Raw genomic sequence first — 25,228 nt, forward strand, 5'->3', positions numbered from 1 at the left:
CCTATGAAAAAATGTAAATACATTTTTTGTCTTATTGGGTTTATTTACTCATGTAGTCAAATTAGATCAAAAGAGAACTTGAATGAAGTCTATAATAGAATTAAAGTGACCAATCCATTATTATTCAGAGATTGGGAGATTGCCAATACAGACCGTTCTAACTCAGTAAGTTTCCATTACATTTATTCTAATAGAGTTTTATACGACTTTATCAGTTACGAAGAAGGAAATAACATTTTCGTGAGAACAATATCACGAAATGGGCTGGATAAGATTAAGCTTTTGCAGGATGTAGATGATGCATATTTTCCCTCAATAAATGGTTTTGATGTTGTAAAAGCTTATTTTAAATTAAAAGTTGATTATGTGGCTTATTCACCTTCTTTAAATGGAATTATTTTTAAAAAAAGGAATTTTTATTTTGCATATCTATTTCAACCAATAGACAGTGCTTTCATAGCATCTACACCTTATAAGAGTCTTGAAGGCCAATGGTATTATTATGCGCGATAAACAGGCAGAGATGCTATAACATTTAATGCAGCGGAGGGCAGCTGGTTTACGGCCAAGAAAAACCCTGCTTCTCGTATAGATGCTTATCTATGAAAGAATGGTCAATAATTCCCTTAAAATGGAATGATATTTTTATTTTTATCTTATTCGCGACAAGTTGTTTATTCGCTGGATGGATTTTAGCAATGATCCATGTTTTTAAGGTAAAACCTGAAAAATTAATTCTTTATAGAAAGATTAGGTTAGTAAGGTATTTTGTTAATTCCGAAATTGCCCGTGCGGCTAGAGATAAAGAATATATAATAAGAGGAAGTGGAGCTGGAATAGTCCTTTTATTTATTGGGATAATTACGATGATTTGCTGTTTAAACAGTTTGCTTGTACATTTAAATGACATCTTTAGAGTAAATAGCTGCTTCTGAAGCCTAAATAAGTATTTAGATAGAGTATAAAGATCGGATAATGAATGCTAAATTTAGTTAACCGATTTAACCTGTAGAGCGCCTCGCCACAGCGGGGCGCTTATTTTTTGTGTTAGGCATGTTTGTCAGCTCTATGGTGGAAGTTCCGAACACGGTTTACAGTAGGAAGTGTTAGCCCATGGCAAGGGTGTCCACCGTGAGGTAGAATCTGAAAGAAGCCGGCGGCAAAAGTTCGAACCTACAAACCTAAACTGGATATAAGGAAGGGTATTGAGGTGGCAAATCAAATCCACGAATATATGGGCTTTTTGAAATTTATTGATAAAATAAACCATGGACGTCCGGGAAAAATTTTTCCTGTAGTAGTTATAGTATTATTGGGTGCTATAGCTTATTATTATGTGCAGCAGGACAGAAAACGGTTATTTAATAATAAAATATTTACGACAGGTGAAATTTACGACTACACAATGGTTGCCAGGTCGTCAGCTACCAATTTTATTTGTCGCTTTTATGTTGGTGGGGTAAAATATAGTTTTTCACAGGTTGTACGTGAGGTAAATAGAGCATATGCGGATGATTTTGTAGGAAAAACCTTTCCTGTAATTTATGAAAAAGAAAATCCCTCCAATTGTGAATTATTACTGGTGCCAGAAAATTTTCAGCAAATAAATATGCCGTTTCCGGATAGTTTAAACTGGGTCAGGAAATGTCATTAGTTGCAATTTTTGTGGACGGGTCACGGTGACATATTCACCATGGCCTTTTGAATAAGGCAATTACACTCTTTTGTTTTAAGCCGATGCTAGCGGGAACTATATTGCGATGAATGCATTTTGTTTATCATTATCAAATGATGAACTGTTCTGGAATTTATATGGTAAAATAGCCAAAATATATAAGCATGATACCACTTCTATAGTCTATGCCTATGATGCAGCTGGAAATCGGATCAGTAAGTCAGTAATCAGCAAGACGCAAGATACTGTCCAGACATTATATATACGTGACGCTACGGGAAATATACAGAGTACCTACGCTTATCGGGATACATCAGTTAATAGTGGCCAGTTAAGTCAGATAGAAGCCAATCAGTCAATTGGTAATTACAAGTACGATAGTATTGGTAATATGGTTTCTGATGTTCGCGCCGGGGTGGATAGTATCAAGTGGAATGTGTATGGTAAAATAGCCAAAATATAAGCATGATGCTACTTCTATTGTCTATGCCTATGATGCAGCTGGAAACCGGATCAGTAAGTCAGTAATCAGCAAAACGCAAGATACTGTCCAGACATTTTATATACGTGACGCTACGGGCAATATACTGAGTACGTATACTTATCGGGATACATCAGTTAATAGTGGCCAGTTAAGTCAGATAGAAGCCAATCTGTATGGTTCCAGCCGTTTAGGGATGACAACCTTGGCAACTAATGTACAGGATGCAACACCAACACCGACAACTAGTATCATAGGGTTAGGTTATGGGGAAAATATTACATTTACAAGAGGCAAGAAGTTCTTTGAGTTAACTAACCACCTGGGTAACGTTCTCGCTACTGTTTCTGACAGGAAGATTGGATTGTCCCTTGATAGTTCCAGAATAAGTAATTATAACCCGGTTATTTCTTCTGCCCAGGAATACTATCCTTTTGGTATGTTGATGCCTGGTAGAGGCGGGCATATAGGCACAGGAAAGAATGTTGCGGGTAGTACTGTTGTAATGAATGGAGATACCATCCCTGCGACCCTGACAGTCACTCAGCGGACAAATAATACTCCCGGAACTTATATGGCTACGCAGGTGATAAGTTTTGAAGGGGAGTTTGCAAGTGGAACTAGTGATGAGTTTACTACGCTGTTTGTAGATCAGACAAGTGCCGATCCTGGAACTGAAAGTGGAATAAGTTATGGTATAGCAGCGAAGGGGTATAGGTATGGGTTTAATGGCAAGGAGAATGATAATGAGGTTAAGGGAGAAGGGAATCAGTTAGATTTTGGAGCCAGGGGATATGATCCGAGGATAGGGAAGTTTTTGAGTGTAGATCCATTAGTTGAGAAATACAGTTCTGTTTCACCTTACACATTTTGTTTAAATTCCTATGGCTTTCGTTGACCCGGATGGAAAGGAAGTCAAACCTGCTAATAAAGCTGCATTAAATATAATTGTTACAGGACTTACTCCTAAAGAAGCTGGTTTTGTCAGACTGAATGATAAAGGATTTATCGATGGTGCTTATTTGAAACAAGGGATGGAAAAACTGGGAACTGTAGGAGGAAATTATTCTTCCCTGATAGAGTTGGTAAATGATGAAAGAATTATTGACGTAATAGTAAGTCGTACCTTTGAAACATCCAGAGGAATAAAGGATATGGGTATAGCAACGTATCAAAGTGAGTTTGAACAGATATATGAGATTATGGGTAAAGGAGTGACAAAGGAGCAAGTTGCAAAAGCATATCCTTCCTATTCCACTGAAAAGGAATGGAGTGGGTGGTTCGGAGTGACATTATATCCAGATGAAGGGGCAGACGTACAGGGTACTTCGGTAAATGGCCATGTGCAGGTTGTTGTAAATGATGTAACGGCAGTTGATGAGAAAAAAGCACCCAAAAAGATGGCCTCTACTTTTGCTCACGAAGCATATGGACATACTCTTTTCAAGATCAGAAAGTTACCGCATTCTCATGGAAGTATAAAATCCCTGAAGTCTGATTCACCTGAAAATAACAAGATGCTTGAAATTCAAATTAAAAATAGGGAAAATGAAGCTGAACGAAATTACGACCTGCATCAAAAGTAGTTTTATCCTGATGTGTTTGTTTGCATTTTCCTGTAATGCTCAGAATAAATCTGACGCATCGGTTTGTCAGGAAATGAAGGATATTTATGAAAATGTGTATATGATAAACTGTTTAAAGGAGGGAAAGCTGAAGGCTGTTTTTTATATTGATTCGCTAGGAAACAAGATTGAAGTATGTAAAGCGCCAGAAAAGCAGGCGTTACTCTTTGAAGAGAAGAAGGAATTCTTATATTTTTTGGATGAGAACCTAATATGGAAAACAAATAAGGATATAATGGGGAAGATCTTTATTGCAATGTACATTGATGAGACAGGGAATATCATTGAAAAAAGGGTAATAAAAGCTATTGACGTTTGTCCTGAATGCACCACATCTGCAATAGACCTTGTAAATAAAATAAAACCCAGGCGGGCTGCATTAATGAATGGAAAACCTGTGAAAAGTATTCAAGTAATAGTTATTCCATTTAACTCTATTTGATCAGATTCGAATAAATAGAACTAATTTCATAAATACCTTCTTAGAATAATTTTAATGAAAGCTATATGGACAAAGGATTCGTAATGTTCAATAGCTCTATCATATCGAGTAATAACTCTCTTGAATTTATTCAACCAGGCAAAGAATCGTTCAATTTTCCATCTTCTTTTATATCTTCTAAGTTGCCGCCCATCCTGGGTTGCAGGTTTGACTCTGTTATCTTTATGTGGTGCAATCAGCTCAATACCTTTCAATGCAAGTTTTTCATCGAGCGGATCACTGTCATAGGCACGATCCCCGATAATTCTTGTGGGCTGTCCCACCGTAAAAGTTTCATTGATGGTAGCTTCGACAAGGGTGACTTCATGTGGGCTAGCAGAAGTCGTGTGCACGGCGAGTGGAAGACCATTAGCGTCAGTAATAACCATGAGCTTCGTACCTTTGCCGCGCTTGGTCTTTCCAACACCTGGGCCCCCTTTTTTGCCACCGCAAAGGTGCCATCTATAAAACATTCTGATAAATCGATTCCTCCTCTTGTTTCAAGGTCCTGGGCCAGGGTTTCAAGGATTAGTCGAAATAATCCATTTTTACTCCAGCTACTAAATCGCCTGAAACAAGTTGAACCAGAAGGGAATCGTCCTGGCAGATCAATCCATGAAGCCCCAGTTCTTAGAATCCAAAGGATTCCATTCAGAACCTCTCTGTCGCTATGTATACGAGGACGGCCTTTCCCATCTTCACGTACTGCTACTATTGGAATAAGAGGCTTTATTAAAGCCCATTGATCATCAGTTAAATTTTCCCGTCTTGACATGATATAAAGATCTCAAAAATCTAAATACCATTTATGAAATTAGTTCTAAATAGCATTTGATTCTATAATAGCAGGGAAATAAAATTAGATGGAATATTGCTAATTATTTTTGGAAATAAGGAAGGCGTCTCGCACCAGCGAGACGCCTTTCCTATTTACTCCACCGTCACATCATACACCGCCTCGTTCGCCGGCAGATCCTTCGCTACCGCTCTCACTCTACACCCTGCTATCGCATCATTCGCCACTGTCGCCGTATACAACCAATCCAACCCATTCGCCTCCAACACCGCATCACCCTGCTCCATCAAATCACCCACAGCAGAATAAATCGCCACTCTCACACTTGCCACCTTAAAATCATCTACTGCACGTACCGTGATAGTAGACCCAATCAAACCTGTATACAGATCCGTACTAATCTTCGTGATCTCCGGTGCTTTATAAGCATCCCTCACTGCAAGATTATACGCTGACTGATCACCCTTCACCGCTGCCGCATACAGTGCTTTCAAAGCCGGATCCGCCATCACCGCTTTACCGTAGATGATACCTTCCTTAAACTTTGCCTGCACTCCCAGCTGCTTTTCCGAAGGTGGCACAGAGCTGCTCCCTCTGTGTTTCCCTATCAGCATCTTACCTGATTTTTTCTGTGTGATCGTCATAATCTTCCCAATAGATCCGGAAGACTCCTTCAATAAGAGGTTATCTGTCTTTGCCATAAAATTTTTTTTGAGGTTCAACAATAATGAAAGGCCATTCTTCGAATGCGCTTCGAATGTTCTTCGACCTTTCTTCGATCATCCTTCGACACGTCTTCGACGCTTCTTCGATGCTTGTTCGACGAACAGTCATCCAGTGGAACAAAAGGTGCCTCTCCTTCATCCCGGGCACAGCCTGGATCACTATCGCCTTACGACAACAATATTAACACGACAATCCACACCAAAATGAAAAATCTTTTGACGAAGGGAAAATTAACAGTTGGCAATTATAGAAAGAGGAGTTAAACGAAAGGAGGGCGTTACAAAATAATCAACAAACGGCTAAATAACTGTTCCGCATAAGTTCTTGACAGGGGAATTTCCCTGTCAAGAACTTTAACACTATTTTCAGTCACACTGGTGATAGACTTTAATGCCACAATGTAACTACGATGTACACGGCAAAAGAGTGCCACGGGTAGCTGTTCCTCCAGTTGGCTGAGGTTACTACTTACCAGGTAAGTACCCTCTCTTGTAATGATCCTGGAACATCCGCCACTGGCCTCTACCAGTATGACGACTTGGCTACTCACCTTCGTGAAAAGCCCTTTACTTTTGCGAACAAATAAATCTACAGTCATAAATAAATGGGGGTTTTTATCTCTTCGAATTAAGCATCAGCAATCGATAAGCAAGATAAGCCGGGTCATGCTCAGTATAAAAATTACAGTACTCGCGTAAAGTAGGTTTATACTTCTTCGGTTTATGATTGCCGTCACGATAATCCTTGAATAGCCTTTGCGCATTACGAAGAGATTGATCAGTTAATTTTGCGATATCACAAGGATGTATCGCTGAATCTATTATACGTGCAATTTCGTCATTAACGACAATTGCGACATTAACGCCACTTTGCAATAGTTCTTAATTTTCATGCTTATTTTTATTTAGGGTTTAATTTACGTGGCAGCACAAATATAAAAATAAATGACCTTATTGAGATGCACCAGTAAAACCGGACAGTCAATTTGCTTAACTTTACGAAGCAATGACAACGAAAAAGACAAAAAAGACGCGTAGGAAGTATGATGCCACCTTCAAGGCAGAAGTGATCAAAATGGTATCCTCAGGACGTTCAGTTTCTGATGTAGCCCAAGCCATGGGTATTGGGGAGAACCTGGTCTATCAATGGAAGAATGCAGAGAAGGCCACCCGTCAAACGCCCAGAGAGGGCGGCAACGAGGTATCAGGCCAACCAGACTTATTATCGGAAAATGAGCGATTGAAAGCAGAGCTACGTCGCGCTGAACAGGAGCGCGATATTCTAAAAAAAGCCTTGGGAATTTTCAGCCGGGGGAATCAGTAAAGATCTATGCGTTTATTGATACTTTAAAAGGCCAATATCCACTTCAATTGCTCTGCGATGTGTTGTCAATAAGCCGAAGTTGTTATTACGAATGGAAGAAAGAGAAGACCTATCAACCAAACCCTGACAGCAAGAGGTTAGAGGAGCAGATAGTAAGTGTTTTTAAAGAAAACAGGCGTCGATACGGCACTCGAAGAATCCTCAAAGCTCTTAACCAGGAAGGCGTTAAAACGAGCGTTTTTAAGATCAGAAAGACAATGTTGAAGAACGGATTAAAAGCAATTCAACCGCGATCTTTTGTGCCTAAAACCACCGATAGTCGTCATCCTTACTTAATAAGTCCGAACGTATATAAACAACGAGGCTTCCCAGGTAAGATAAATGAAACCTGGGTTGGTGACATTACCTACATTCCGATGGCAGATGGAAGCTTCCGTTACTTGTCTGTATGGATGGACTTATACTCACGTAAAATAGTGGGCTGGGAAGAGCAGGACCACATGAAAGAGTCTCTGGTAATCACATCGCTAAAAAAGGCCCTTAAAGGACGACCGATTCCCGAAGGAATGATCATACACTCTGATCGGGGTGGTCAATATGCCGGGACTAAATTTCGTCAGCTTATCAATAAACATAAACTCATCCAAAGTATGAGTGATGCTGATAACCCGTATGATAATGCCCACATGGAATCCTATTTTGGCCGATTTAAGGCAGAACTAATGGAAGGTGGTGCATTTGAATCTGCTGAAGATTCCCGTACCGAAATTTTCGAGTATATCGAAATGTATTACAATCCCAAACGATTGCACTCGTCACTTGGATATTTATCACCAAATGTATTTGAACAAAAACTAGCAACATGAAATTAATGACGATAAAGCTAATATATCGGCGATATGCACTTAATAACGATAATTATACAGATAGTTAACGTAATGCTCTTTTTGCTGGCGGCTATGTCTGTTATTCAAAGAACTATAATGCTCCGATGTCCGGAAATATTCCTGGCAGGTTGCACCTCTGCAGCGCCTGATTCCGCTTCTTTCCGGCAAAACAAAGATAATGATTTATCCTACAAAAGCATCTATGTAATAATGGCTAAAAGCCAATGTGGATAAGTGTTTCTAAGGCGTTGTGGTTTTAAGAAAAAAAAGAAGCAAAAAAAAGAAAAATAGGTATGCGCTGCGCGCATGAATCTTTTTTATTAGGTTTGTGTAGGCATAGCATCAAAACATGTTTCTCTATTCTATAGAATTAATCTAATACTTTAACCTAAACAAATACACTGTCCGGATAATTCAATACACCTCATATCACAACTTTTTTAAATCACAAAAATTTACAATTACGCTATGCTAAAAAACGATCAACGCCTCAACAGGCGTAAGGGGAAACGTGTATCCAAAAAAAGAAAAATGAATAGAGAATTGATTCACATTGCCCGTGCATCCAAACTCATTCTCACCGTATGTTATTGCGGCCCTGTCTATATGCAACCTGACCGCAGCAGATTTAGATTACTTCAAAGATTTCTTTACCGGGAAGTACTCAAAAATGATTCGTCCAATACTTCAGGAAAACGACATATAAGTATGTCAGGCCTGCGTCCTTTGATAGGCTATGACCTGGATCCGCAGTATGCCCTGTCAGATTTTTTTGATGTCTATTATACAATTAATGTGCAGGACTACACAAAAATTATGATTGACATATCGTCTTTTATTCCGGCCGCACAGGTAATAATTCCCACCAATGCTACACATTGCAGAATAATAGCGGTAGCTGCAGCATTGGATTTTTATAGCTATTCAGCCTACATGCAATCAACACAGTCTTCGCTTATTCCATTGAACCGCGATCCTGTAAATGCTTTTAATCTGACAATACCAATGCCCCAACCTGTTGGAGAACCCATCGTTATCCTGCTTGGCCTCTCATTCATAAATGGAGAAATAGCAGAACCAGGTATCCCGGTATACTGTCAGTCCGTAAAAATCATTCATGTAGAAAACGCAAACCCTAAAACACAAACACAAATTCAAGCGCAAACGAATGCCCAAATTTAAACCCAACCCCAAACTTATACACAAACACAAACACCATGAATTTTCCATTTTTCCCCCTCCACGACTTACGCGTCAGTGTGGAAGAATACCTCTGTGAGTCCGATGAACTCAAAGACGCAGCATATGATAATCTCCAGGAGACGCTCACATTTATGCAAGACGCAATAGCCGACTTTATGCTATCCGCTAAAGATGATGCTGTATTAAGAAGATACATGCGTACCTGGCAGGAGCAGGTCAGACAAATATTCGACCAGGTCCCACTATCATGGCTCGGTGATCTGGATCCACAAGAACCATCTGCATATGATGACCCTGCTGCCAGAAATAAGAATGTATGCTATGAATGTTTTCGCCTGCTAAAGGAAATGCAGCTTCAATATCCATCCCATTTCGACAAAACCAGTGCACCACCATTGATCTATATAGAAATTGAAAAATCAATGTATCACCACAAGGTGCTCCTCATCGCACAATGGATGGAAGAGAAAGGAAAACACTTACAAAAACTATGGCGCATTATGTATGCCGCCATCTGCAAATTATGGAATCAGGTGAATACCCGATTTAGTTATCACGAACATGACTATATCTGGAACCTGGTTACCCAACTAATGGCTCTCATTAACACACAGGGAGAAAACCTGCATAAAGATCAGGTATACGGGCTTTTGTTTTACCTCAATTTTAATGAAATCACTTTTATGCACCACCTCACCTCCTCCATCACGGCAGAGATTGAAAGTACGGTGTTGACAGATGAAAAAATAAAGATTCTGAAAAATATGGAGAGCACAACAAAAGATATCCTGGTCAGAAACGACGTGATCTTTGATCCGGGAAATCCACCCATCACTAAAATGCTACGACGCTGGCTGCAAGGCCAACTGGAAGAACTGCAATCCTAAAACCATCAACATACATCCCATGAATTACATCATTCATCTCAATGCCTTTTTAGATAAGGCCGCAAAGGAGAAATGGATGGTATCATACCACTATTCCCTTTACATGGCACTCTTTAACACCTGGAATAAACTGGGGTTTAGAAAAACATTTCACATCCGGCGCGACGAAATAATGTCCGCAGCAAAGATCAAAGCAAAATCTACCTATTACCGCTGCATCAAGGAACTGCATGCACATCAATACCTGGTCTATTATCCGTCTGCGCAAAGACAATGCCCGGCCACTATATCCATGATTCCATTAGATGGACTCACAGAACTGTTAAACAGACCACAAAACACGAAAATGGAGAATGCTATGGTCTCTCTGGAAGGACACTTATTACAAACTAATATAAAAACTATATCAAATGATGTGTCAAATGGTCTTCCCAATCTGGAAGAAGTACTGAAGTTTTTCTCGACACACAATTATCCGAGAGAAGAGGCACTAAAATTCTGGTATCACCATGAAGCCACCAGCTGGCTCACCGGCAATACCCCGGTGCAACACTGGCAACCACTCGCGCATAAATGGATGTTAAACGTCTCAAAATCTAACAACAACAATGAGGATTACGACCAGTCTTTTTAACTACAAACAAATCCTGCACCTGCTGGCTGAAAAAGGCAGGGAACAATTCGGGAAACACTTCCATATAAACAACGAAGACCTCCCTGTATTGATACCCATCATCGCCTGGATGCTCCGTGATGAAGAAGTGGCCAACGAATTTAACATCGACCTGCATAAAGGCATCTTTCTAGGTGGGCCGGTAGGAGTAGGCAAAACACACATCATGCGCTTAATGCAACTCCTGGTTCCGGCGCCGCTAAACTACGAATTACAAAACTGCGACAGGGTCAGTGCCGCATTTAATAGACAAGGTCCTGTTATCCTGGACAAATACATCGGTGACCCTGAAAGAAAAGATAGTTATAACCACCGTATATGCTGCTTCGATGATCTGGGCATGGAAGAACCCGGACATTACTATCGTATTACCTGCGAGGTAATGAAAAAGATCCTGTTAGGAAGACATGAGTTGTTCACACGCTACGGTACCTTTACCCATATCACATCGTCGTTAAATCCTGATGCGATTGAAAAAAAATACGGGAAAGAAGTGAGAAGCCGGATGCGGGAAATGGTAAACAGGATCACATTTGATAAGGATACGAAGGACAAGAGAGGGGCTTTCAAGCATATAAGGAGACCATAGCATTCGCTATGGTCTCCTTTAATTTACGCCAAATATTAATATTATTAATAATAAGCGTTCCGAAAGCAAGCTTTATACGACAATTTAGGAAGAAGAATTGTCGTATAAACCTGTTTTACGACACATTTAGTCCTAGAATGTCGTAAATTTGTCGTAATTCATACCCACAGCAAATTGAAGAGATGTTTGAGGCGATTCTTAAAAAGGCAGATGCAATTGAGAATCCTTATGAACAGGCATTTTTCATCATGGTACACTTACCTTATCTCCAACCTTTTGACGATGTAAATACACGCGTTTCGCGTCTTACTGCTAACTTACCATTGAATAAACATAATTTATCTCCACTGGCGTTTGTGGATGTACCCAATGAGCTTTATATACAGGGCACGCTGGATGTGTATGAGCTGAATCGGGTGGAGCTGCTAAAGGATGTATTTATGAGGGCCTATGAACGTTCAGCACTTCGTGATGCGGCTTTACGCCAGTCTTTAGGTGAACAGACTTAAATATCGTGATGATATCCGGGGCCTGGTCAGTGATATAGTAGTGAACGCACTGCCGCCTGAAAAAGCACGAATTTTAATTAATGAAAGAGCGGCCAGACTTCCACAAGGAGATCGGGAAAAGTTTGTAGAAACTGTCGATACAGAATTACTGTCGCTGCATGACGGGAATTTTGCCCGTTATTTGATCCGGCCTTCGCAGTTCAAAGAATGGAAAGCAGTGTGGGGAAATTTGTAGTAATGCCTATAAGCGACTTCTATGATGAATAACCCGAGCAAATCATAGAGAATAAACATTGCAATCCGGCAAAAAGTATGGAAACAAATAAGGAATCCTTGTTGGTAATCAAGCTTTACAAACTGCTCGCAAATACGTGAATCGCTTTGTGCATATTCCCAATTCCCGGTAATCCAAGCCTTTCATCTCATTATAAATCGCTGCACGCACAATCTGTTCTATACTGGGCATAACCTGACGTCCAAACTCACTTTGATGGAAGAAAATCTGAAGCAAGCTGGAAAATATTAAGATAATTATTGGTATAATTCGCCTGGAGAGGCTGTACCAAACAAAAAATGAATAGTCTATATGAAAGAATTATGCATTATTTTCTTATTACCGTTATTTATATCGGATAATATGTTCGATAATAGCCATGAAAAGCAAAGAGCGATAGCTTGCCCACACGAGTACGATAGTTTAGCAAAGATGATTGTTTATACCTATGTAGATAAAGAGCCCGAATATCCTGGAGGTTCCCCTGAATTAATGAAATTTATAGCAAAGAATTTTCATTACCCCAATCAAGATGATTTTCAGGGTTCTTTCCAAATTCAATTTGTAGTCAATAAACAAGGTTCGATAATTGCTGCCCGAATTAAAGGCAAAAAGCAAAGTGACTTAACATTGGCAGAAAAGGAGTTGTTAAAGGTGGTATGTAAAATGCCTAAATGGAAATCCGGAAGGTGTAGAGATAGGTTAGTACCTGTAAAAATAACATTGCCAGTGTATTTATAGTACAAATTCCTAATGATTATGCATATACCAGGGCGGAATCAAAAACTGGGTATTCAAGAAATGGGGTAGCAATTGCCGGTATTTACTGGAAAACGAAATGCAGTTGCCAGTATTTATGGAGTCAGGCGCATAAGACAATGTAACCGTTTATTGATAAAGGCTTAGAGAGCACTAATCTGGTGTTCCCGGATAAGCTATAGCATTTTTAAAAGAAGAGTTTGAATTAGAATGTCCAATATGTGAAAATGTTTGGAGGGAGGAGCTTCCTGACTTTGAAATGTGTAAATGTAATAGATGTGGAACCGTTTTATTAAACCCTCTTTCTGATCTTAACCTTGGTGAAAAAGTTTCCTGAACTGAAGTACCACGTAAAGGAACTGCGTAAACTTAAGAGGTAAAGGCATTTATAAGTACCCCAATATTGGTAATGGTTCCTGATATCCGTGCCGGGGCGATCGTATTAAGTAGAATGTATATGGTAAAATAGGCCCAAAATATAAGCATGACACCACTTCTATCGTCTATGCCTATGATACATCTGGAAATTGGATCAGTAATTCAGTGATCAGCAAACGAAAGCTTCAGTTCAAAATTTCTATTTACGTGGCGCTACGGGAAATATACTGATTACCTATACTTATCGTGATACATCATTTAATAATGGCAATTCACTTAGATACAAGCTAATCCCTATGGTTCAAGCCGTTTAGGGATGGCAACTAATTTACAGGATGCAAAACCATTACCTACAAACAGTATCATTGGGTTAGGTTATAGAGAAAATATTACATTTACAAGAGGAAAGAAATTCTTTGAGTTAACTAACCACTTGGGTAACGTTCTTGCTAAAGGTTCGGACAGGAAAATAGGAATGTCACTCGATACTTCAAGTATGAGCAGTTATAATCCGGTTATTACTTCTGCCCAGGAATACTATCTTGGCTTTACATTATTTTATAAGTCGACAAACTATTCATTATCAATTAGTCCAACAGGTAAATTATGAGGATACGCTTTATTATCAGTTTATTGGGATGTTTTATTGGCATTATTTCTTGTTCTGGCAATAGACAAAGTTCAGACATGAATTCAAAAGATAGCATTATAGTTGATACTACGGATGTTAATAGCAATTCTAAGGGTGCTAATACTGATGTAGAAATGCCAGATACTACAAAAAGTGGTACGTATGATAAGTCATACACCGAAAAAAAATTGTACCCTGCCGTATATCCTTTAAATGATACAAGTGAGGTGCTGTATTTTGAAGATTCAATTCATGGCAACTTTTGTAGTTTATACATTAAAAGTGAAATTGATGTAGTTGATTCTACAAGAAAGCCAATTAATTTTTTGAACCTATTTAAAAATGAGGATGATAAGGAAATATTGATAGTAAATGGGTCTAATGTTAAGTTGGCCTCGAAGATAACCGATAGAGATTTAATGTTACCTACTAGTCTTGGGATTTTTAAAAAATCAGACCGAACTTTTCTTTTAATAAAAATGAATCTAGTGTCAAGTATGGGAGGTGATTATTGGTATAACTTACTTTTAGAACTTGATACTACTTCCCATGTCATTTCCCAAAAAGGAATTGAAACGACGGGTGAAATACCATTTAGTCAGGTAATTCAAGGAATTAAATGATTAAAAATTAACAAGAAGGCGTCTCATAAATAAAATGAATGCCTTCCCCTTTTTCTTTCTTTTAATAATGGAATAGTTCAAGCAGCCTAGGGATGCCAACATTGGTATCTAATGTACAAGATGCAATACCATCACCGACAACTAGTATCATTGGGGTAGGTATGTGAAAAATATCACATTTAGAAGAAGTAAGAAGTTCTTTGAGTTAACGAACCACTTGGGTAATGTTCTCGCTACTGTTTCAGATAGGAAAATTGGGTGTCGCTGGATGCAAATGTAGCATCTATTAAACACTTTGGGAAGACACTCCAGATCGAATGTTTACCTGCAAAGGTGCCATCTCAAAACATTCTGATAAGTTGATTCCTCCTCGAGATTCAAGATCCTGTGCCAGCGTTTCGAGGATCTTTCGAAATACGCCAGTCTTACTCCAGTGGCTGAAACGCCTGAAGCAGGTAGACGAAGATTGAAAACGTTCTGGTAGATCAATCCATGAGGCTCTGGTTCTAGGTATCCATAGGATACCATTGATAACCTCCAGACAACTGTGTATACGTGGATGTCCTTACCATCTTCGCGTATCTGTGAAACTGGTGTAAGCGGACTTATTAAAGATCATTGATCATCAGTTATGTTTTCGCGGTTTGACATGCCATAAAGATCTCAAAAAAATCTTAATTGTATTTATGAAATCAGTTCTAGAAATAAACGGTTATTATTGTTCTAATGATATGATCTATTTGTATCCATTGAAAGAAGTCAAGAAGTTAAAAGAGCGCGAATTGCGAATTGGTAGCTTTAATATGATCCACATTTCGATGTGAAAATTGTGCTGGAATACACAGGAACGGTAATAGAATTGCAGTTTTGGGAGTTAGCCTTAAAGCTGGCTTGCCAAAGATAGCTGGGTTACTTGGATATGTGCTTAATGCCGTACCTACTGGCGATGCTTCTGTTTCAGGACATAATGATGCGATGGTAAACTTAGCAACGAGCCAACTTAAAACAGATGTGATAAATAGTTTAATTTTCTTTTTGTTAATGGTAACGATCTTAAGGCTCAATCATTAAATTTGACGAGTCAAATGAATAATAATCAGAACGCTAAAACAGATAACACAAAAACTACAATAAATGTCAGAAAATAGAGAACCACTTTTTTTCATTGAATCATCTTTAGATAAATTAAAAACCTTTTTAAACTACACTATAATATTATGGGCAACTATTTATGTCGGCAAAGATTTTAGTGCGAATCCGGTTCTAATAACTATAGTTCTCTTAGTTTTTTTAATTGCTTTTTATAATAATAGTTATTCTCAAATAAGGGTCAATAGAGATAGTAGTGAACATACTTTTAAACATCCTGTTGATCTGTTTTCCCATAGGACTTCAATATTGTTTAGTGATATAGAATCTATTGAAATGGATCTTAAAAGAGATGGCGCTAATTTCATATTGATAGAGATGATTGGTAGCTTGTTTGTAAGGTACACAGTAACGAATACTATTCGATTTAAACTTAAAGATGGAACCGAAAAAATATTAATGACACAAATTTTTAAAAAGGATGTTTTGAAGGCAATAGAAATATTAAGAAGGGTTACAGGAAATAAGATACAAATTTTTGAGTGGCATTTATAGGTCATGGTCACAAGAACGTATCCATGGCCGACAAACATCGGTTCAGAAATATGTCTGGCATTGTGGCTCTGTATTTAGAATCAAGACGCATAGTAGTTCTATGATTTGAATATATCCGAAGGCTAAAGTAGAAAAATAGTGTAGCTATTGGGCATTCTGTTTTTACTCCGCTGGGTATTCCACAGCAAATTGAAGAGATGTTAGAAGCGATTCTTAAAAAGGCAGATGCAATTGAGAATCCTTTTGAACAGGCATTCTTCATCATGGTACACTTACCTTATCTCCAACCTTTTGACGATGTAAATAAACGCGTTTCGCGTCTTACTGCTAACTTACCATTGAATAAACATAATTTATCTCCACTGGCGTTTGTGGATGTACCCAATGAGCTTTATATACAGGGCACGCTGGGAGTGTATGAACTGAATCGGGTGGAGCTGTTAAAGGATGTATTTATGTGGGCCTATGAACGTTCTGCGCTTCGTTATGCGGCTTTACGCCAGTCTTTAGGTGAACCCGATACATTCAGACTTAAATATCGTGATGATATCCGTGGCCTGGTGAGTGATATAGTTGTGAACGCACTGCCGCCTGAAAAAGCACGAATTTTAATTAATGAAAGAGCGGCCAGACTTCTGCAAGGAGATCGGGAAAAGTTTGTAGAAACTGTCGATACAGAATTACTATCGCTGCATGACGGGAATTTTGCCCGTTATTGGATCCGGCCTTCGCAGTTCAAAGAATGGAAAGCAGTGTGGGGAAATTTGTAGTAATGCCTATAAGCGACTTCTATGATGAATAACCTGATCAAATAATAAAGAGGAAACACCGCAATCCCCTTTTCTTATAACTCAAAAAAGTTTTATGAATCACGTGATTATTCCGATCTGATAATTGGTAATACTGCTTATATTGTTGATAGAGTAAGCGGAAAGGTTTGGGGGTAGGTACGGCTGAGCCGATAGAGCATTATATTGATTTATTCAAGAAAGGGTTACTTTACATGAAAAATAGTCTATAGAAACAAAGATTATAGTGCATTATGAATGATCTATACAAATTAGTACATGAAAGAATTATTAATCATTTTACTCATTCCTTTTGTTGCCTGTGAGCGCAATAAGATTCACAATCAGAATGAGGATACGCTCTTCATTACCTATGATATCAATAATAAGATCTTCTCTCATGGTTCAATTAAAGTAGATACAATTAAAGTAGATACGGCAAACAATTTTCATAACCAACCAGGCGGACCAGTCCTGACATATAAGTATGATATACCTATAGTCCTTCGTCCCTACGATGAGGAGGGGCAGCGCAAGTACATAGGAATAGGTGCCTTCAGGTTTAATCCGGATAGCCTTTACTATGGCAGGGAATTGACCTCTTCATCAAATCCGATCTTCATTGAATCTGTCAGTTTTTACTCCCTTACCTGCAAAAATGATAAGCGCTACGTCGTAACCCTTTTAGGCAACTCATTCTACGGAAATCATACTGAATACTGTGAGCTGTTGTATCTTTTTGACATTACCAATAAAGAAAATATTATCCCTTTTTGCCTGGGATATACAAAATGTACATCACCGAATGCCTTTGGTGAATATACAGGTGATAACGCACTCTGCCTGCTGAATATATTTGAAAACGACCACGGAATGGATACCTTAGGGATCCTGAAAGTAGTAGGTAATAAAATCGAGCGGGTAGAAGGGAAGTATCTTCTCCTGAAAGGGATTGCTCCTGGAGGGACGCGGTATAGCATTGACTATGATAATAGTAAATGGAGTAACTAAACACACACATATGTGTACCTTAAGTACAAAATCGTATAGATATGATATGACTGTTTTCCTTTCAATCCGATGCCAGGTAAGTCCGTAATCTTATCCTCACAGCATTTTTAATTATTAAAGGTCATTTTTACCCGAGGGAGTACCACAATAATGGGGCCTTATTGACATCTGATTCCTGATTATCAAAATTTTGAATATTTTCATGACGAGAATCATACCATACCATTACTAAGTACTTTTTCCCCCACTAATATCCTTGTTATTTTTGTGATGTTTCTTTTACCGGGTTACAATAGTATTTGTCATACTAAACCTATTGCCGAAGAAAAATTCACAGAAGGAGGAAAGTACACCCTCCTTCTGATCGGAATCGCTTTCTAAGCATTCTCGTTGTCGACGCTCTTATACTATAACCAGTAAAAGACATTGGAATAAAAAATAACCCAATCATGAAAAGTTATATTCCTAAGGCAAAAGATGACCTTCAGGCCGTTAGCATTTTGGAAGAGTTACCATTTGAAGTTGTCCGCATGGACGTAACAAGACTACTGGAATGGGTGCAGGATCTTCGCTGGCATGTATCAAGACCAATTGGAGAATATCTGGCGCCACATGTGAATGAGATCAAAGATGAAATATTGCAGGTCTTTTCGACCAATGATGATGAATGGAAGTTTAGTATTATGGCCGGCTTGATAAAACAGGCGCCTATTAAACTGGATGAGGAACTGGAAATGGTGATCAGGAGAATGAGGGATAACCCGACGCAGAGAGAAGAAGATGCAGATCTGAAGTGGATCGCCGAGAAGATATTAAATTAGGGATGCTGAGAAAATAAATTGATTTTCAGAATGAAATATATAAAAATGGTACGCTAACAGTGTACCATTTGTTTTGTATATGACCCAACTCTATAGCCGGATTTAGCAGCTTTTTGTTTATCACTTCCTGCCAGCAGTACAAATACATCCACTGCTGAGCAAGAGTCTGTAAGTACTTTCCAAAAAAAGTATGAACATATATCAGGATAACTCCAATAGTTTCCATACAAAAGCCATTGAGTTTATCTACGTAGTACACCCATATACGTCCCCGCAGTTACAGGATTCAATTAACTCACCCCATTATCCAACTATGTTCACCAATCTGGATACCATCGATATGCATTGCCTCACGGAATTTCTCAAGCCCTCAATGGAAAACAAATAGGTTTTTTCCTCAATAAAGTTCTATGTAATTTAGATCTGATTTTATTCTAATGCCCGAATTAATAGATCAATATTTTTTAGTAGATAGACGCGACGCTCTATTCGTTACCCAATTTCTGGACAGGTACCTGCCGGAAAGGGAACCTACAAGCGCCGATTATTTCATCCCCTCAATAAACAATATCGATGGAAAAGATATTGAAATCGTTCTAAAATTCTACGAACATTATCCAAATGAAAAGGAAATTATTTATTTAACAAATCTGGATGTAAATTCCCTCATTACCCACGCTATTTTATCTTACACGGATGATGCTAAAATGGTATTGGGTATCTCTGCAATTGGCAATTATCATGATCTGAGAGAGAATCTTAGAATTCATTATGACATAAAGTCCTTCCTCAACACTACCATCACCTGTATGACGGTAGAAACCCCACCACCTACCAATTCAATTGAATTTATCGAATTTGCAAAACTAAGATCTAGGTTTGAAACCTAATGGTAGTTTGAGGAAAATTTTAATAATACTATTAGTCGCATTAGTTATATGGTAGTTATGCTACGCAAATTTGGCCAGCTCAGAAAAGATTGGCTTCCTGTAGGTACTATAAATATCAACACAAAAATATTTTTATATTTACATAAATATCTTGTCATGTCCATCAACACCCCTGATGAATTCTTCGCACACCTCTCCCAATGGAAAGATGAACTGCTCACCCTACGCAGGATCCTACTCAAAACCGGCCTGGAAGAAACCTTCAAATGGGGCAAACCTACCTACACTTCCAATGGCAAAAACATCGTAGGCATCAGCGACTTCAAATCCTACTGCGGACTCTGGTTTTTCCAGGGAGCCTTATTAGCAGACAAAGCAAATGTATTGATCAACGCCCAGGAAGGTACCAAAGCCATGCGCTCCATGCGCTTCGCCTCCGTAAAAGAAATTGATGAAAAACTGATCAAAGATTACGTAGCCGAAGCAGTGACCAATGAAGCCAAAGGCATCAAAATAACTGCTGATAAAAACAAGCCGCTGATTATTCCAAAAGAACTGCAAGACCTGTTAAACACAAACCCCACACTAAAGGAGAAATTTGAAAAACTAAATAAAACCAATCAACGGGATTTCGCAGAACACATCGCCACCGCAAAACAAGAAAAAACCAAACAGGCAAGATTAGAAAAAGTAGCCACACTCATAGCACAAGGTATCGGTCTGCACGATAAATATAAATAAACACGAATGCTACTTTGGCAAGTGGTGACCCTGAATAACCCCAAAAAAAGTCCCGCCACGACTGGCAGGACTGATTCCATTTTCGTCATTTTATCTAAATCGTACTGCGTTATTCTTTATCCCACCACATCCTCGCTACATCCGTATTCCCGCCATCCAACCGCTCCACCGCAATTGCCAGATTATCCGGATTCGTCGTCGCCTCTGATGTCGCATACTTAATCCGCCTCGGTATCTCCCCACTCTCATTCGATGCATTGACCGAAGGTGTCAACACCGGGTACCCCGTCTTCCGCCATATATTCCACGCATACAAACCATTCGGATACACCGCTATAAACTGCTGTATCGCTATCTTTTTCACATTATCAGTGCCCCATGCAACTCCTTCCTGCAATAAATACTCACCCGGCATATCCTCCCCCCAATCATCAAAAGACAACTGTATCCCCGCAGCATATAAAGCCCCCGCACTCTCTGTCGTCCAACCCAGATTCGCTGCTTCTGCCCGAACCAGCGTGATGTATGCCGCTGATATCAATACTATCGGACTTGTCTGCAATCGCAGATCTCCCCGTAATATCCTCGCATAACCCGTATGCGCCGCCGTCCAGTTCACAATCTCCGTCCTCGTTACACCATAAGGCAATCCCAAAGCAGACGATGTCGTATCCCCCGCAGTCGTCGTCGCACCACCAAAAGCATGCTGACGCGTATCTCCTAACGATGCCATCAGGTCTGTCATCGTTTCACTCTCCCCATAATCTGAACGGGAATAATATGCCTGGTACCAAATATTCTGATAAGCATCTCCCGGATAAACAATTCTGAAATTCTCATCATTTGCAGATATATACCCACCTGCATTGCCAAGCGCTGTATTAAAAGCTGTCGCGGCCACCCCACTTGCTTCCGGGTAGCGCTTCGATAATTGTATCGTTGCCAGCATAATAATAGAATTACCGACCCGCTTCCATGCATCAGGATCACCATCAAATGCAATGTCCCCATCAATGGTCGATGCATCAATAGAATCTACCGCACCTCTGATCGTACTGATAATACCGCTATAAATATCCTCCTGCTTATCGTAAGCCGGCTTAGTATTCGCATCCCCCTGCAATGCTTCACTATACGGTACATCCCCCCAGTAATTCGTAATATTCAAATAATAATACTGTTGCATGATCTTAGCGACCTGCACCATATTATTAGTCGTTTTGCCAGCATACCCCATTCGGATAATCTGCTGCAAATAATTCAGGTAAGCAGAATAATACCCGGTGAAAGAAGAAGAGTTGTCTGAATAATAACAAGTACCCGGGTATTGTGACTCCATGGCATACTGCACATAAATCCCCGGAGTAGTATTAGTCGATGCAGTATATGCCAGCGTATAGGTCAGAAAACCTCCCGCATCTCCTGTATTCACCGCCGTTGGGTTTTCGTTCGTATCTCCGAAGTCTTTTACTTTACTACAGGAAAACAAACCGGCTATCAAAAAACAATATATATACTTTGTCATTGTTGTCGATTTTGAATTAAAAGTTCAGTGTCACATTCATTCCATAACTTCTGCTGCCAGGCAGGTTAGCTGTTTCCCCATACACATTGGCAATCTCTGAAGGATCAAAGTCACCACCTGTCTTGCTATACAGCAACCATAAGTTACGTGCCACCAGCGATACATTGGCGCTGTTAAATACTTTGTCTAGTCCCAGCTTTTTCAAGGGTACATTATAACCAACAGAAATTTCACGCAGCTTCACAAACGTCAGGTCGTATACAAATTCATTAAAGATTTTATTATTGAACATGTTCTGATAGTAGGTATGTGTATCTACATAAGTATCTACTTCGGTTCCATCAGCTGTATACCCTTTCAGATGCATGCCTCCGCCATCTTCCACCGCATCTCTTTTAGCCTTTCCCCTGTCATTCAGCCCGGCAGTTCTTGCCGTCAAACCACTGAACGTACCCCACACTTCAGATAAGGAAACGAATTTGCCACCCAATTGCCAGTCTATATTAAAACTGAGCGTAAAGTTTTTCATGATCGTAAATGAGTTCTGTACACCCCCTGTATGTGTAGGCAAAACACTTCCATAATTGTAGGTAGAATTATTTACAAATGACGTTCCACTGGCATTTACCAACGGGCGGCCTTTGGCATCATACGCTTTACCACCGCCAATCAGTTGTCCCCAGCGCTTACCCGCCACATGGTACAGTGAAGGGAAACTGGTACTCCATATCGTACCCTGACTCGCCGTTTGATTAATATTGTATTCCTTACTGATTTCCACCACATCGTTCTTAATAAGTGGAGACCAGTTAGATGTCAGGTACCATTTTAAATTCTTTGTAGACACGGGTATCACATTCAAACTAAATTCCATCCCGCTACGTTCAACAGCGCCTATATTCGTCAACATAGATACATATCCGCTGGCGCCATTGATGGTCACTGTATAAGGAAAGTCCTTATCCTTTGTTTTGAAATAAGTAGCGGCAACGGTGATCCTGTCTTTGAGGAAACCCAGATCCATGCCCACTTCAAATGATTGCGAAGCAGCCCCGTGAATCTTTGAATCTACCAATGCTGCGTTCGTATACATGAGCAGGTTACCATTCCATTTGTTATTCAGAATACCATATAGTGATCCCGGATACCTGTAAGCACCAAATGTTTCACTGGTAGTGCCTAATGCTTTGGGTACTTCACCCCAGGAGGCTCTTACCTTACCATAGTTAAGGAATGGCAACGCGCTTTTAGTAAATTCAGAAAATACAAATGAGCCCCCGATTGATTTAGAGAATACACTATTATCATCAGCAGGTAGTGTACTGAAATAGTCGTTTCTGGCAGTCGCATTCAAAAACAGGAAGTTCTTATACCCCAGGTTCAGGTTGCCGAAAAAAGCACGGTATTTTTCTTCTGATCTGCCATTGCCGGATGATGCCGTGTTGACAGAGTTGCTGATCGTGTATAGATTATAAATGGATAATCCTCCATTCGTAGCAGCATAGTTTGTTTTAATGAGGTACTTGTAAAAGTCAGCACCCGCCATCGCATTGATAGAGAAATCATGGATCTTTTTATTGTAACTACCCTGCAATTCGATATTGCGCCTGTTATTATTTTCGCTATAGGTATAATAATAACCGACCTCTCCCGTCTGTCCACCACTCATAGCCAGGTCTGAGCTACGCATATTTTCTATCCAAAGTATCTCTTGTTGTTTGCGGTAGGTAGCTGTGAATTTCAGGTCCTTATTTACTTCATAAGTAAAGGAAGCATTCCCAAAAATGCGATCAGTATTTTTATTATAGTTGACATTTTTCAGATAGGTATAAGGGTTATACCAGTAGTTGCCTGAATAGAAATTATCCGGATCTGAAGCACTGTAAGATGTTGGATTCAGGTGGTTCCAGCTGGCATATACCCCGTTATCAGTTTTCAGGTTTTGCAGTTCCTTCATAATACCAATATCCAGGTCCCTGTGAAACCACTGGTTAAAACTTCCCGTCGTTGCATTGGCATAACCATCACTCACTTCGCCAAAAAGAAAAGTATTATCATAGGTAATATTTGCAGCTACCGAAAAGTGGTTATTAATGGCATAGGTACCAGTCGCATTCAGGTTGTTGCGCTTTTGATATTGCGTAGGTACCATACCTTTGATGTACTGGTTTTGATAAGCCAGTTTAAAGTTCAGCTTATCACTGTTGTTCGAAAATGATACACTGTTATTGGCAGTAATCCCTTTGTTAAAAAAGTTCTTTGCATTGTTCGGCTGTGGTGTAAGGGCGGCTGTCTTGTAGGAGTATTTAGTGCCACCATACCATGCATACCAGGGAATATATTCCTGCCCGCTCATCTTCGGACCCCAGCTGGCATCATCTGCATAGTCATGATAATACTTGCCATCCAGCGCCTGCCATGCTTCCGGTTGCCCTGTTGTATAATGGTATTGAATAAGTGTATCAGAAGATCCACCGGCATATTCATTCTGATAACGCGGCAAGTTCATAACATTGTCTACCTGGATCCCCATATTCACCTGTACACCCACTCCATTACCTTTAGCGCCTTTTTTCATAGTGATCACTACCGCACCATTCGCACCTCTTGAACCGTACAATGCACCGGCTGCAGGGCCTTGCAGAATGCTCACATCCTGTATCTCATCCTGGTTGATACTATTGATGTTTGAAATAATTGTACCATCCACAATGTAAATGGGTGAATTGTCTGAACCGGTTGAAAAGCCGGTAACACCTCTTAACCGGATAGAAGCATTAGATCCCAGTTTGGCGGCAGACTGGCTCCTGACCTGCAACCCAGCTACTTTACCGGCTAGTGCATTGCTAAAATCGCTTTGCCGGATAGTATTAATCTGTTCACCGGTTACTACCTGTGCATTGTAGGAAGTAGACCGTTTAGATTGTTGTGTGCCATAAGCTCCCGATACAAGGATCTCTGACAAATCGCTGGCAGCGGGCTTCATCACAACATTGAGTTGTGCAGTTGCTGTGATCTGGATATTTTCCGTTTTAAAACCAACACTGCGTAATACCAGTGTTTTAGCTTTAGAAGGCACACTGATGGAGAATGTGCCATCCGGACCGGTGACGGTACCAAAGGATGTTCCGACTACACCGACGGTAACTCCCGGTATAGGTTCATCATCAATACCGACGACCTTTCCGGTAATTTTTCTGGTGTCCTGGGCCACGAGGAGACTGATCTTCAATAGAAAGATCAAAAGGAGCGCGGGTAATTTTCCTTTCATAATTGTCTGAATTTAGA

General features: G+C 39.7%; 29 protein-coding genes and 1 pseudogene. 23 read left to right on the forward strand and 7 right to left on the reverse strand.

Features of this window, described 5'->3' with window-relative positions; genetic code table 11:
* The first annotated feature begins 3 nt into the window (after positions 1-3).
* From SIO70_RS15695 to SIO70_RS15720, 6 genes are all read left to right on the forward strand, one after another.
* Positions 4-513 carry a hypothetical protein gene (locus tag SIO70_RS15695; protein WP_320581800.1) on the forward strand — a complete coding sequence of 170 codons (510 nt, stop codon included), beginning with the start codon at positions 4-6 and terminating at the stop codon, positions 511-513.
* Positions 514-1,234: 721 nt separating this feature from the next.
* Complete coding sequence (locus SIO70_RS15700; RefSeq protein WP_320581801.1) at positions 1,235-1,654, forward strand: hypothetical protein; 420 nt, start codon at positions 1,235-1,237, stop codon at positions 1,652-1,654.
* Between the two features lie 106 nt (positions 1,655-1,760).
* Complete coding sequence (locus SIO70_RS15705; RefSeq protein WP_320581802.1) at positions 1,761-2,138, forward strand: hypothetical protein; 378 nt, start codon at positions 1,761-1,763, stop codon at positions 2,136-2,138.
* 223 nt (positions 2,139-2,361) lie between these two features.
* Positions 2,362-3,054: an RHS repeat-associated core domain-containing protein gene (locus SIO70_RS15710; protein WP_320581803.1), complete on the forward strand. Its 693-nt coding sequence runs from the start codon at positions 2,362-2,364 to the stop codon at positions 3,052-3,054.
* Positions 3,041-3,742 carry a hypothetical protein gene (locus SIO70_RS15715; RefSeq protein ID WP_320581804.1) on the forward strand — a complete coding sequence of 234 codons (702 nt, stop codon included), beginning with the start codon at positions 3,041-3,043 and terminating at the stop codon, positions 3,740-3,742. Before SIO70_RS15710 ends, SIO70_RS15715 begins: the two co-directional genes overlap by 14 nt.
* Positions 3,705-4,223, forward strand: coding sequence for a hypothetical protein (locus SIO70_RS15720; RefSeq protein ID WP_320581805.1), 519 nt, complete (start codon positions 3,705-3,707; stop codon positions 4,221-4,223). Before SIO70_RS15715 ends, SIO70_RS15720 begins: the two co-directional genes overlap by 38 nt.
* Positions 4,224-4,249: 26 nt before the next feature.
* Here the strand turns inward: SIO70_RS15720 and SIO70_RS15725 are convergent.
* The 3 genes from SIO70_RS15725 to SIO70_RS15735 form a co-directional block, all read right to left on the reverse strand.
* A protein-coding gene (locus tag SIO70_RS15725) for an IS5 family transposase (RefSeq protein WP_320581806.1) occupies positions 4,250-5,037 on the reverse strand; the annotation gives its coding sequence in 2 pieces (ribosomal slippage) (positions 4,250-4,686 and positions 4,686-5,037; 789 coding nt in all).
* A gap of 155 nt (positions 5,038-5,192) precedes the next feature.
* On the reverse strand, positions 5,193-5,759 hold the full coding sequence (locus tag SIO70_RS15730) for a hypothetical protein (protein ID WP_320581807.1): 567 nt from the start codon (positions 5,757-5,759) through the stop codon (positions 5,193-5,195).
* Positions 5,760-6,061: 302 nt separating this feature from the next.
* Complete coding sequence (locus SIO70_RS15735) at positions 6,062-6,382, reverse strand: LytTR family DNA-binding domain-containing protein (RefSeq protein ID WP_320581808.1); 321 nt, start codon at positions 6,380-6,382, stop codon at positions 6,062-6,064.
* Between the two features lie 407 nt (positions 6,383-6,789).
* On the opposite strand from SIO70_RS15735, the gene SIO70_RS15740 reads away from it, so the two are divergent.
* From SIO70_RS15740 to SIO70_RS15775, 8 genes are all read left to right on the forward strand, one after another.
* Entirely contained in the window at positions 6,790-7,107 is a 318-nt protein-coding gene (locus tag SIO70_RS15740; RefSeq protein ID WP_083730656.1) for a transposase, read from the forward strand.
* A gap of 14 nt (positions 7,108-7,121) precedes the next feature.
* Positions 7,122-7,973, forward strand: a complete 852-nt coding sequence (locus tag SIO70_RS15745) for an IS3 family transposase (RefSeq protein ID WP_320582066.1) — start codon at positions 7,122-7,124, stop codon at positions 7,971-7,973.
* A 552-nt stretch (positions 7,974-8,525) separates the two neighbouring features.
* A complete protein-coding gene (locus tag SIO70_RS15750) occupies positions 8,526-9,176 on the forward strand; it encodes a hypothetical protein (RefSeq protein WP_320581809.1) in 651 nt (216 codons plus the stop codon).
* A 35-nt stretch (positions 9,177-9,211) separates the two neighbouring features.
* Complete coding sequence (locus SIO70_RS15755) at positions 9,212-10,084, forward strand: hypothetical protein (RefSeq protein WP_320581810.1); 873 nt, start codon at positions 9,212-9,214, stop codon at positions 10,082-10,084.
* Positions 10,085-10,103: 19 nt separating this feature from the next.
* Positions 10,104-10,718, forward strand: coding sequence for a hypothetical protein (locus SIO70_RS15760; protein WP_320581811.1), 615 nt, complete (start codon positions 10,104-10,106; stop codon positions 10,716-10,718).
* A complete protein-coding gene (locus tag SIO70_RS15765; RefSeq protein WP_320581812.1) occupies positions 10,693-11,346 on the forward strand; it encodes a hypothetical protein in 654 nt (217 codons plus the stop codon). The genes SIO70_RS15760 and SIO70_RS15765 overlap by 26 nt, the downstream gene beginning before the upstream one ends.
* Before the next feature lie 182 nt (positions 11,347-11,528).
* Positions 11,529-11,855 carry a hypothetical protein gene (locus SIO70_RS15770; protein ID WP_320581813.1) on the forward strand — a complete coding sequence of 109 codons (327 nt, stop codon included), beginning with the start codon at positions 11,529-11,531 and terminating at the stop codon, positions 11,853-11,855.
* Positions 11,842-12,090 (forward strand): hypothetical protein, encoded by a 249-nt coding sequence (locus tag SIO70_RS15775; RefSeq protein ID WP_320582088.1) that lies wholly within the window; start codon positions 11,842-11,844, stop codon positions 12,088-12,090. Before SIO70_RS15770 ends, SIO70_RS15775 begins: the two co-directional genes overlap by 14 nt.
* Positions 12,091-12,196: 106 nt before the next feature.
* Here the strand turns inward: SIO70_RS15775 and SIO70_RS15780 are convergent.
* Positions 12,197-12,342, reverse strand: a pseudogene (locus SIO70_RS15780) (ISNCY family transposase); the annotation flags it as partial.
* A gap of 99 nt (positions 12,343-12,441) precedes the next feature.
* On the opposite strand from SIO70_RS15780, the gene SIO70_RS15785 reads away from it, so the two are divergent.
* The 3 genes from SIO70_RS15785 to SIO70_RS15795 all read left to right on the forward strand — a co-directional run bounded on the left by SIO70_RS15785 (position 12,442) and on the right by SIO70_RS15795 (position 14,520).
* Entirely contained in the window at positions 12,442-12,870 is a 429-nt protein-coding gene (locus tag SIO70_RS15785; protein WP_320581814.1) for a hypothetical protein, read from the forward strand.
* Positions 12,871-13,582: 712 nt separating this feature from the next.
* Positions 13,583-13,876 (forward strand): hypothetical protein, encoded by a 294-nt coding sequence (locus SIO70_RS15790; RefSeq protein WP_320581815.1) that lies wholly within the window; start codon positions 13,583-13,585, stop codon positions 13,874-13,876.
* Positions 13,873-14,520, forward strand: coding sequence for a hypothetical protein (locus SIO70_RS15795; RefSeq protein ID WP_320581816.1), 648 nt, complete (start codon positions 13,873-13,875; stop codon positions 14,518-14,520). Before SIO70_RS15790 ends, SIO70_RS15795 begins: the two co-directional genes overlap by 4 nt.
* A gap of 286 nt (positions 14,521-14,806) precedes the next feature.
* On the opposite strand, the gene SIO70_RS33420 is transcribed toward SIO70_RS15795, so the two are convergent.
* Entirely contained in the window at positions 14,807-15,073 is a 267-nt protein-coding gene (locus tag SIO70_RS33420; RefSeq protein WP_414017928.1) for a transposase, read from the reverse strand.
* Between the two features lie 581 nt (positions 15,074-15,654).
* On the opposite strand from SIO70_RS33420, the gene SIO70_RS15800 reads away from it, so the two are divergent.
* From SIO70_RS15800 to SIO70_RS15825, 6 genes are all read left to right on the forward strand, one after another.
* Entirely contained in the window at positions 15,655-16,164 is a 510-nt protein-coding gene (locus SIO70_RS15800) for a hypothetical protein (protein WP_320581817.1), read from the forward strand.
* A 197-nt stretch (positions 16,165-16,361) separates the two neighbouring features.
* On the forward strand, positions 16,362-16,934 hold the full coding sequence (locus SIO70_RS15805) for a Fic family protein (RefSeq protein WP_320581818.1): 573 nt from the start codon (positions 16,362-16,364) through the stop codon (positions 16,932-16,934).
* A 297-nt stretch (positions 16,935-17,231) separates the two neighbouring features.
* The gene (locus tag SIO70_RS15810; RefSeq protein WP_320581819.1) at positions 17,232-17,963 is read left to right on the forward strand and encodes a hypothetical protein; all 732 of its coding nucleotides are present in this window, start codon (positions 17,232-17,234) and stop codon (positions 17,961-17,963) included.
* A 449-nt stretch (positions 17,964-18,412) separates the two neighbouring features.
* Positions 18,413-18,784 carry a DUF5071 domain-containing protein gene (locus SIO70_RS15815; RefSeq protein ID WP_320581820.1) on the forward strand — a complete coding sequence of 124 codons (372 nt, stop codon included), beginning with the start codon at positions 18,413-18,415 and terminating at the stop codon, positions 18,782-18,784.
* Between the two features lie 437 nt (positions 18,785-19,221).
* Positions 19,222-19,674 carry a hypothetical protein gene (locus SIO70_RS15820; RefSeq protein ID WP_320581821.1) on the forward strand — a complete coding sequence of 151 codons (453 nt, stop codon included), beginning with the start codon at positions 19,222-19,224 and terminating at the stop codon, positions 19,672-19,674.
* 156 nt (positions 19,675-19,830) lie between these two features.
* A complete protein-coding gene (locus SIO70_RS15825) occupies positions 19,831-20,415 on the forward strand; it encodes a YdeI/OmpD-associated family protein (protein WP_320581822.1) in 585 nt (194 codons plus the stop codon).
* Positions 20,416-20,524: 109 nt separating this feature from the next.
* Here the strand turns inward: SIO70_RS15825 and SIO70_RS15830 are convergent, their stop codons facing one another.
* Positions 20,525-21,940, reverse strand: coding sequence for a SusD/RagB family nutrient-binding outer membrane lipoprotein (locus SIO70_RS15830; protein ID WP_320581823.1), 1,416 nt, complete (start codon positions 21,938-21,940; stop codon positions 20,525-20,527).
* A 16-nt stretch (positions 21,941-21,956) separates the two neighbouring features.
* On the reverse strand, positions 21,957-25,211 hold the full coding sequence (locus tag SIO70_RS15835) for a SusC/RagA family TonB-linked outer membrane protein (protein WP_320581824.1): 3,255 nt from the start codon (positions 25,209-25,211) through the stop codon (positions 21,957-21,959).
* Between the last annotated feature and the right edge of the window lie 17 nt (positions 25,212-25,228).

It is taken from the genome of Chitinophaga sancti (assembly GCF_034087045.1).
Classification (GTDB): Bacteria; Bacteroidota; Bacteroidia; order Chitinophagales; family Chitinophagaceae; genus Chitinophaga; species Chitinophaga sancti_B.

What these genes read in the sequence shown, in the direction of transcription:
- SIO70_RS15835 (WP_320581824.1), bottom strand. Translation starts at nt 25,211, where the DNA reads ATGAAAGGAAAATTACCCGCGCTCCTTTTGATCTTTCTATTGAAGATC.
- SIO70_RS15800 (WP_320581817.1), top strand. Translation starts at nt 15,655, where the DNA reads ATGTCAGAAAATAGAGAACCACTTTTTTTCATTGAATCATCTTTAGAT.
- SIO70_RS15705 (WP_320581802.1), top strand. Translation starts at nt 1,761, where the DNA reads ATGAATGCATTTTGTTTATCATTATCAAATGATGAACTGTTCTGGAAT.
- SIO70_RS15825 (WP_320581822.1), top strand. Translation starts at nt 19,831, where the DNA reads ATGTCCATCAACACCCCTGATGAATTCTTCGCACACCTCTCCCAATGG.
- SIO70_RS15755 (WP_320581810.1), top strand. Translation starts at nt 9,212, where the DNA reads ATGAATTTTCCATTTTTCCCCCTCCACGACTTACGCGTCAGTGTGGAA.
- SIO70_RS15765 (WP_320581812.1), top strand. Translation starts at nt 10,693, where the DNA reads ATGAGGATTACGACCAGTCTTTTTAACTACAAACAAATCCTGCACCTG.
- SIO70_RS15790 (WP_320581815.1), top strand. Translation starts at nt 13,583, where the DNA reads ATGGCAACTAATTTACAGGATGCAAAACCATTACCTACAAACAGTATC.
- SIO70_RS15820 (WP_320581821.1), top strand. Translation starts at nt 19,222, where the DNA reads ATGCCCGAATTAATAGATCAATATTTTTTAGTAGATAGACGCGACGCT.
- SIO70_RS15805 (WP_320581818.1), top strand. Translation starts at nt 16,362, where the DNA reads ATGTTAGAAGCGATTCTTAAAAAGGCAGATGCAATTGAGAATCCTTTT.
- SIO70_RS15695 (WP_320581800.1), top strand. Translation starts at nt 4, where the DNA reads ATGAAAAAATGTAAATACATTTTTTGTCTTATTGGGTTTATTTACTCA.
- SIO70_RS15740 (WP_083730656.1), top strand. Translation starts at nt 6,790, where the DNA reads ATGACAACGAAAAAGACAAAAAAGACGCGTAGGAAGTATGATGCCACC.
- SIO70_RS15770 (WP_320581813.1), top strand. Translation starts at nt 11,529, where the DNA reads ATGTTTGAGGCGATTCTTAAAAAGGCAGATGCAATTGAGAATCCTTAT.
- SIO70_RS15720 (WP_320581805.1), top strand. Translation starts at nt 3,705, where the DNA reads ATGAAGCTGAACGAAATTACGACCTGCATCAAAAGTAGTTTTATCCTG.
- SIO70_RS15750 (WP_320581809.1), top strand. Translation starts at nt 8,526, where the DNA reads ATGAATAGAGAATTGATTCACATTGCCCGTGCATCCAAACTCATTCTC.
- SIO70_RS15730 (WP_320581807.1), bottom strand. Translation starts at nt 5,759, where the DNA reads ATGGCAAAGACAGATAACCTCTTATTGAAGGAGTCTTCCGGATCTATT.
- SIO70_RS15785 (WP_320581814.1), top strand. Translation starts at nt 12,442, where the DNA reads ATGAAAGAATTATGCATTATTTTCTTATTACCGTTATTTATATCGGAT.
- SIO70_RS15795 (WP_320581816.1), top strand. Translation starts at nt 13,873, where the DNA reads ATGAGGATACGCTTTATTATCAGTTTATTGGGATGTTTTATTGGCATT.
- SIO70_RS15760 (WP_320581811.1), top strand. Translation starts at nt 10,104, where the DNA reads ATGAATTACATCATTCATCTCAATGCCTTTTTAGATAAGGCCGCAAAG.
- SIO70_RS15810 (WP_320581819.1), top strand. Translation starts at nt 17,232, where the DNA reads ATGAAAGAATTATTAATCATTTTACTCATTCCTTTTGTTGCCTGTGAG.
- SIO70_RS15830 (WP_320581823.1), bottom strand. Translation starts at nt 21,940, where the DNA reads ATGACAAAGTATATATATTGTTTTTTGATAGCCGGTTTGTTTTCCTGT.
- SIO70_RS15815 (WP_320581820.1), top strand. Translation starts at nt 18,413, where the DNA reads ATGAAAAGTTATATTCCTAAGGCAAAAGATGACCTTCAGGCCGTTAGC.
- SIO70_RS15700 (WP_320581801.1), top strand. Translation starts at nt 1,235, where the DNA reads ATGGGCTTTTTGAAATTTATTGATAAAATAAACCATGGACGTCCGGGA.
- SIO70_RS15735 (WP_320581808.1), bottom strand. Translation starts at nt 6,382, where the DNA reads ATGACTGTAGATTTATTTGTTCGCAAAAGTAAAGGGCTTTTCACGAAG.
- SIO70_RS15715 (WP_320581804.1), top strand. Translation starts at nt 3,041, where the DNA reads ATGGCTTTCGTTGACCCGGATGGAAAGGAAGTCAAACCTGCTAATAAA.